Origin of the sequence: Streptomyces sp. NPDC048361, assembly GCF_040651795.1 — a bacterium.
Lineage (GTDB): Bacteria > Actinomycetota > Actinomycetes > Streptomycetales > Streptomycetaceae > Streptomyces.
The window spans coordinates 64240-71686 of record NZ_JBEZKW010000040.1 but is presented as its reverse complement, the minus strand read 5'-3'; the positions used below and the strand labels follow the sequence as shown (position 1 = coordinate 71686).

6 protein-coding genes are annotated in these 7447 nt (G+C 72.7%); 4 read left to right on the top strand and 2 right to left on the bottom strand.

All coding sequences use genetic code 11. The features are described from left to right. Positions 1-367 precede the first annotated feature (367 nt). Positions 368-1027 (top strand): pyridoxal 5'-phosphate synthase, encoded by a 660-nt coding sequence (locus tag AB0D31_RS22795; protein ID WP_362726038.1) that lies wholly within the window; start codon positions 368-370, stop codon positions 1025-1027. Between the two features lie 307 nt (positions 1028-1334). Here AB0D31_RS22795 and AB0D31_RS22790 read toward each other — a convergent pair whose 3' ends face one another. Further along, complete coding sequence (locus AB0D31_RS22790) at positions 1335-1778, bottom strand: OB-fold domain-containing protein (protein WP_362726035.1); 444 nt, start codon at positions 1776-1778, stop codon at positions 1335-1337. Beyond that, positions 1775-2227, bottom strand: coding sequence for a DoxX family protein (locus AB0D31_RS22785; protein WP_362726033.1), 453 nt, complete (start codon positions 2225-2227; stop codon positions 1775-1777). The genes AB0D31_RS22790 and AB0D31_RS22785 overlap by 4 nt, the downstream gene beginning before the upstream one ends. Positions 2228-2397: 170 nt before the next feature. On the opposite strand from AB0D31_RS22785, the gene AB0D31_RS22780 reads away from it, so the two are divergent. From AB0D31_RS22780 to AB0D31_RS22770, 3 genes are all read left to right on the top strand, one after another. Further along, positions 2398-3543 carry an NAD(P)/FAD-dependent oxidoreductase gene (locus AB0D31_RS22780; RefSeq protein WP_362726030.1) on the top strand — a complete coding sequence of 382 codons (1146 nt, stop codon included), beginning with the start codon at positions 2398-2400 and terminating at the stop codon, positions 3541-3543. Positions 3544-4034: 491 nt separating this feature from the next. Next, positions 4035-6260, top strand: coding sequence for an acetate--CoA ligase family protein (locus tag AB0D31_RS22775; protein ID WP_362726028.1), 2226 nt, complete (start codon positions 4035-4037; stop codon positions 6258-6260). Positions 6261-6341: 81 nt separating this feature from the next. Beyond that, a complete protein-coding gene (locus AB0D31_RS22770; protein ID WP_362726025.1) occupies positions 6342-7142 on the top strand; it encodes an enoyl-CoA hydratase-related protein in 801 nt (266 codons plus the stop codon). Positions 7143-7447: the final 305 nt, after the last annotated feature.

Genomic DNA, 7447 nt, shown 5'->3' with positions numbered 1-7447 from the left:
GCCAGCACGGTCAGGGTCGCCGCGGCGGACAGGGCAAGGGACTTGAGGACGTACGCCATGGTCGTGCCGCCCCTCACGCCTGAAGGGCGCTCGTCCTCAAACGCCGGACGGGCTGACTATGCCCACGCGGGCCTGCACCGAGTAGCTCAGGGGGCGCGGGGAACTGCGCGACCAGCCACGCACGGGCCGCAGACGAATGCCGGGCCCTGGGGCTCCGCCACAAACGCCGGACCGGCTGAGGTGGCCCACATGGGCCCGCACCGAGTAGCTCACAGGGGCGCGAGCAACCCCCGCACGGGCCGCAGACGACCAGCGGGGTCCACGCGGCTCCGCCCCGGCCAGGCCCGCGGCACCCGGCGCCTCGACAATGGGCCGTATGGAATTCCGCCGGCTGCTCCACACCCTCCGCGTCTGGGACGTAACGCTCCCCACCTTCGCCCCCGACACCGCCCCCCGAACCCCCCTCCCCCTCTTCCAGGAATGGCTGACGCACGCCGCCCACTCCGGCCAGGCCGAGCCGCACGTGATGTCGCTCGCGACCGTCGACCTCCACGGGCACCCCGACATCCGTGCCCTCACGCTCCACGACGCCGACGACGACGGCTGGCACTTCGCCTCGCACTCCACCAGCGCGAAGGGACGGCAGCTGGCCGCGCACCCGACAGCCGCCCTGGCCTTCTACTGGCCCGTGGTCGGCCGCCAGGTACGGGTGCGCGGCACCGTCACGCAGGAAGGTCCCGAAGCCTCGCAGGCCGATCTGCACGCCCGCTCGACCGGCGCACTCGCCGCGGCTCTCGTCGGCCGGATGAGCGAAGTCCTGGGAAGCGAACGGGAGTTGGCGGACGCCTCGACCGCCGCCTGGGAGCGCGCCGAGGCGGATCCGGCCATCCCCGTGCCCACCTGGACCAGGTATGTCCTGGACCCGACGGAGGTCGAGTTCTTCCAGGGTGACGCGCGGCGGCGCCACGTACGGCTGCGCTACCGCCGTGAGGGCGCCACCTGGACCCGCGAACTCCTCTGGCCCTGATCACCCGCCCGCCACGCTGATCACCTGCCCGCCCGGACGCCGGACGCTGCCCTCGTAGACCTTCTGCCACCCCACTGGATCCGGTAGGCATGAACGTAGCTGTGTTCACCTGCGGGAAGAGGCCCCATGCGCGCTGAAGGCCACGCCGGACGACCGGAGTCCAAGAGGACTGGCCGTACCCCCGGCCGCGCCCCGGCGACCGTACCGGCCGGCGCGTGGGCGCCCTTGCCCTCCTCCTGGTCGGCGGAGGTGTTGACGGCCACGAACCGCGCGCCGTCGCGGCGCCGCCACTCCCCCTCACTCCGCCTTACTCCCCCTCCACGACTCCGACCGGGCTGACCACCGCGCCGACCACCGGGCCGAACACCGGGACGGTGACGCCATCCTCGGTCCCGGTCCTGAAGCGCACATACAGCTCCATCCCGATCCGCAGCTCGCTCTCGGCGCAGCCGACGACCTCGGTCATCATGCGGGGGCCCTCCACCAGGTCGACGACGGCGGCGACGTACGGAACGCGGTCGCCGAAGGGCGGCAGGTCGTTGCGGTGCACCACGGACCAGGTGTAGAGGGTGGCGCGCCCGTCGGCCGGGAGCCAGCTCACGTTCTCGCTCCAGCAGTACGGGCAGAACTCGCGCGGATAGTGGTGCGGGCGGCCGCAGTCGGCACACGTGCGGAGGAGGAGACGGCCCTCGGCGGCGGCGTCCCAGTACGTACGGGTGAAGGCGTCGACATCGGGCGTGGCCGCACTCATCGGAACAGTCCCATCGCGTCGTCCAGCGACCACGTCTGCCACGCCATGGCACCGAGGGCGACGAGCGAGATGAGCGCCATCATGGCGTTCTGTCCCTGCTCGGCCCAGTCGTGGATCATGAGGATCAGATAGAGAAGATTGAGCAGGAACCCGCAGGCCAGGGCGACGGGGGTCAGGAAGCCCGCCACCAGGCCGAGGCCCAGGGCGAGTTCGGCGTAGACGACCACGTACGCCATCGTCTTCGGGCGGGGCCGCACCACGGTGTCGAAGCCGCTGCGGACCGCGTTCCACCGGTGCTCGGCGGCGATGCCGGAGGCCCAGGCGATGCCGGTGCCGCGCTCGAACCAGCCTTTCTTGTCCTTGTGCCGCCAGCTCTCCAGCCACCACAGGCCGAGGCCTATGCGCAGGACGGCCAGCCACTCGGCGCCGCCGAGCCAGATCGAGTCCACGCCGGGCCCCTTCCGCGTGCGTACGGCTCCACGTTTCTGACGGTACGTCAGTTATGCAAGTTCAGCGGATCCCGGAGCCGTGCACAAGGGGCTGGTGCGTGATCAGATCGCAATCCATTCCGGGCTTGACCGAGACCCATCAAGTATTCACACCGTTACGCTCAGCGTTCATGGTCGACACCACCCATCCCGCGAGCCCCGTCTATGTGATCGGCGCCGGGCCCGGCGGTCTCGCCGTCGCCGCCTCGCTGCGAGCGCGGGGGGTGCGGGCCGTCGTACTGGAGAAGTCCGACGCCGTGGCCGCGTCCTGGCGGCGCCACTACGACCGGCTGCATCTGCACACCACGCGCCGACTCTCCTCGCTGCCCGGGCTTCGCATGCCGCGCCGCTTCGGACGGTGGGTGGCCCGCGACGACGTGGTGCGTTACCTGGAGAAGTACGCCGCCGTCCATGAGCTGGAGATCGTCACCGGGGTCGAGGTCGAGCGCATCGAGCGCGGGCCGGGCGGCGAGGGCTGGGTGCTGCACGCGACCGGCGGGCGGCGCCTTGCCACGTCGGCCGTCGTGGTGGCCACCGGCTTCAACCACACGCCGTACGTTCCCGACTGGCCCGGCGCGCAGACGTTCGCGGGTGAGCTGGTGCACGCGAGCCTGTACCGCAACCCCGGGTCGTACGTGGGCCGGGACGTCCTCGTCGTCGGGGCCGGCAACACCGGGGCCGAGATCGCCGCGGACCTCGCCGACGGCGGGGCGGCGCGGGTACGGCTCGCGGTGCGGACCGCGCCGCACATCGTGCGCCGCTCCACGGCGGGGTGGCCGAGCCAGGCCACCGGCATCCTGGTGCGGCGGCTTCCGGTCCGCCTCGTGGACCGGCTGGGGGCGGTGGTGGAACGGCTGTCCGTGCCGGACCTCGCCCCGTACGGACTGCCGCGGCCGACCACGGGTCTGTACGCGCGGGTGCGTGAGGGCGCGATTCCCGTGCAGGACGTGGGTCTCATCGAGGCGGTCCGCGGCGGGCAGGTCGAGCCGGTCGCGGCGGTCGGCTCCTTCGAGGACGGCAAGGTCGTCCTCGCGGACGGGACGCGGGTCTCACCGGACGCGGTGATCTGCGCGACGGGTTATCGGCGGGGGCTCGAAGCCCTGGCCGGACACCTCGGCGTCCTCGACGCGCGGGGGCGTCCTCGGGTGCGGGGGGCGCGTACGGTGCCGGGGGCGGCGGGGCTGTACTTCACGGGGTTCACCAATCCGATCAGCGGGATGCTGCGGGAGCTCCGCCTGGACGCGACCCGCATCGCGAAGGCGCTGTCCCACCCCTGAGCCCCCCGCATCCGTCCGCGCAGGCCCCGGCCCCCTGGGGACACCGGCCGTGTGCGAACCGTACCCGCGCCCCTGAACCCGCCCTCGGGTGCGGACCGTGCCCGCCTCTCGCGCAGTTCCCCGCGCCCCTGAAGACTTCGGTCACGTGCGGACCGTGCCCGCCTCTCGCGCAGTTCCCCGCGCCCCTGAACTACTCGATGCCGGCCCGCAGGCCTTGGGGGAGGGTGGGAACGGGTTGGGGGCGGAGCCACGACGGCTGGAAAGTGGTCGTTTCGCGGGGGACGGGGTTTGGGGGGACCCCAGGGGCGGGCAGGCCCAGCGCACCCCCACGAATGGGCCCGGCCCGAGACACCGCCCCACCCCGCAGGGCCCAGGCTTTGCCCGCACACCCGTTCCTGACTGACCGTCAGGTCTGTAATCTGACTAAGCGTCAGTTACCCCACCGGCACGGCTCAATCATGTTGGCCATCGACCCAGGAGCGGGCGGAACGATGCTTGGATCGACTCACGGCACCCTCACGACCGACTTCCGCGCACGGGTGGTCGCCTGCGGCGAGCAACCCGCCCCCGGCGCCGTGCACGGCAGAGCGGCGGGCGAGGGCGACCTGGACGTCAGCGGCCGCCCGCTCCACGCCGACGTACCGGACCTGGACCGGTTCTTCCGGCCCGAGTCCGTCGCCGTCATCGGCGCCTCCGACGCCGAGGGGCGCCCCAACACCGGCATCACCCGCCAGCTCGTCGACTGGGCCCGGCGGGTCGGCGCCCGCGTCCACCCCGTCCACCCCACCCGGTCCACCGTCTTCGGGCTGCCCTGCGTCGCCTCCGTCGCGGAGCTGCCGGAACAGGTCGACCTCGCCGTGCTCCTGGTCGGCGACCCGCTCCCCGTCGTCGAGCAACTCGCCGAGGCCAAAGTGAAGTTCGCCGTCGCGTTCGCCTCCGGGTTCGCCGAGACCGGCGAGCAGGGTGCCGCCGCGCAGGAACGGCTCGCCGCCGCCGTCAAGCGGTCCGGGCTGAGGCTGCTCGGGCCCAACACCAACCTCAACGCCTTCGAACACTTCCGGGACGACCTCGACGGGCCCGCCATCGCGCTCATCACCCAGTCCGGGCACCAGGGCCGGCCCGTGTTCACCCTCCAGGAACTCGGCATACGGCTCTCGCACTGGGCCCCGACGGGCAACGAGGCCGACCTCGAAACCTCCGACTTCATCTCCTACTTCGCCGAGCGCCCCGAGGTCGGCGCCATCGCTTGTTACGTCGAAGGGCTCAAGGACGGCCGCGCCTTCCTGCTCGCCGCCGACCGCGCGGCCCGCGCCGGCGTCCCCGTCGTGGCGGTCAAGGTCGGCCGCACCGAGGCCGGCGCACGCATGGCCGCCTCACACACCGGCAAGCTGACCGGCGCCGACGACGTCGTGGACGCCGCCATGCGCCAGTACGGCGTCATCCGCGTAGACGGCCTCGACCAACTCCAGGACACGGCAGCCCTGTTGGCGCGAGCGCGCCGGCCGAGCGCCGACGGCGTCGTCGTCTATTCGATCTCCGGTGGCACCGGGGCGCACTTCTCGGACCTCGCCACCGCCGCCGGGCTCCACCTGCCGGCCCTCTCCACCGCCAAGCAGGCCGAGCTCCACGAGTGGATACCGCCCTATCTCAGCGTCTCCAACCCCGTCGACAACGGTGGCCACCCCGTCGGCGACTGGCGCGGGCGGAAGATCATCGACGCGATCCTCGCCGACCCCTCCGTGGGCGTGCTGATCTGCCCGATCACCGGGCCCTTTCCGCCCATGAGCGACAAGCTCGCGCAGGATCTGGTGGACGCGGCGGAACAGACGGACAAGCTGGTGTGCGTGGTGTGGGGCTCGCCGCTCGGCACCGAGGCGGCGTACCGCGAGACGCTGCTCGGCTCGGACCGGGTCGCCACGTTCCGTACGTTCGCCAACTGCATCGGCGCTGTGCGGGCCCACCTCGCGCACCACCGGTTCACCACCGGCTACCGCTCCCCCTTCGACGAGGCGCCCCGCGTGCCCTCGCCGTCGTTCCGCAAGGCGCAGGCCCTGATGCGCCCGGGCCGGCAGCTCAGTGAGTACGCGGCGAAGCAGCTGCTGCGGGCGTACGGGATCCGCGTGCCGCGCGAGCAGCTCGTGACCAGCGCGGCGGCCGCCGTGCGCGCGGCCGGGCTCGTCGGCTACCCCGTCGTCATGAAGGCCTCGGGCGCCCACCTCGCCCACAAGAGCGAACTCGGCCTGGTCAAGGTCGGGTTGACCTCCGCCAGCCAGATCCGCGACGCCTACCGCGAACTCACCGACATCGCCCGCTACGAGGGCGTCGAGCTCGACGGCATCATGGTCTGCCAGATGGTCGAGCGCGGCGTCGAGATGGTCGTCGGCGTCACCCACGACGCGCTGTTCGGGCCCACCGTGACCGTCGGGCTCGGCGGTGTGCTGGTGGAGGTGCTCGGCGACTCGGCCGTGCGCGTCCCCCCGTTCGGCGAGGACCAGGCGCGGGACATGCTCGGCGAGCTGCGGGGGCGGCCGCTCCTCGACGGCGTACGCGGCGGGCCCCCGCTGGATGTGGACGCGCTCGTCGAGGTCGTCCTGCGCGTCCAGCGCATGGCCTTGGAGCTGGGCGACGAACTCGCCGAGCTGGACATCAACCCGCTCATGGTGCTCCCTCGCGGCCAGGGCGCCGTGGCGCTCGACGCCCTCGCCATCTGCCGCTGAGCCCCCACACCCCGGGCGGCCCACCCCGCCGTCACCCATCCCCGTACCCCCGTACCCGGACGTCTCGCTTGGAGCCCCTCCATGGACCCCCTGCACTCATTGGTACTGCACGCCACTGACAACGGCGTCTCGTGGATCACGCTCAACCGTCCCGATGCCATGAACGCCGTCACCTGGGACCAGCGCGAACGGGTCATCTCGCTGCTCGGCGCCGCCTCCGCCGACCCCGCCGTGCGAGCCGTCGTGATCACCGCCACCGGCAAGGGATTCTGCGCGGGTGCCGACCTGCGCGGGGCCCCCGCCACCGGGGGCGAACGCGTCGCGGGCGACGTCGCGCGCACCATCCGTCAGGGCGCGCAACGCCTGATCGGGGCCGTACTCGACTGCGAGAAACCGGTGATCGCGGCGGTCAACGGCACCGCGGCAGGCCTCGGCGCCCATCTCGCGCTCGCCTGCGACCTCGTCCTGGCCGCCGAATCGGCCCGGTTCATCGAGGTGTTCGTACGCCGGGGCCTGGTGCCGGACGGCGGCGGTGCCTATCTGCTGCCGCGTCTGGTGGGGCCCCAGCGCGCAAAGGAGCTGATGTTTTTCGGGGACGCGCTCGGGGCGGCCGACGCCGAACGCATGGGCCTGGTCAACCGCGTGGTCGCGGACACCGCGCTCGCCGCCACGGCGAAGGAGTGGGCCGAACGGCTCGCCGCCGGCCCGACCCGCGCCATCGCCCTCACCAAGCAGCTGGTGAACGCCTCCCTGGACACCGACCGCGCCACCGCGTTCGCCGCCGAGGCCTGGGCCCAGGAGATCAACATGACCACCCGGGATGCCACCGAGGGCGTCGCCGGATTCGTGGAGCGCCGCACGCCCGCATACCGGGGCCTGTAGGGCTCGCTCCCTGCGCGCGCGTGACGGACGTGCTGATGTACGGGCCCGCGCACGTCGTCCTCACGCGTGTGGGCCGGGCACCTCGAAGGTGCCCGGGCGGCGTTCTGTACGAGGATGTCCGCGCCGTCACCGGAGGCCGCCGCGCCACGGGCGATGAGCCGGCCGTCGCCGCTGAAGGCCACGGCGGTGGCCTGGGCTCCGTCCGCCGGCGGCTGGTAGCCGGTCGCGGTGTCGGACAGGTCCGCGGTGTCGAGGAGACGGTGACCGCCCTTGCCGTCGGCGATCTCAGGACCCACGCCGCCGCA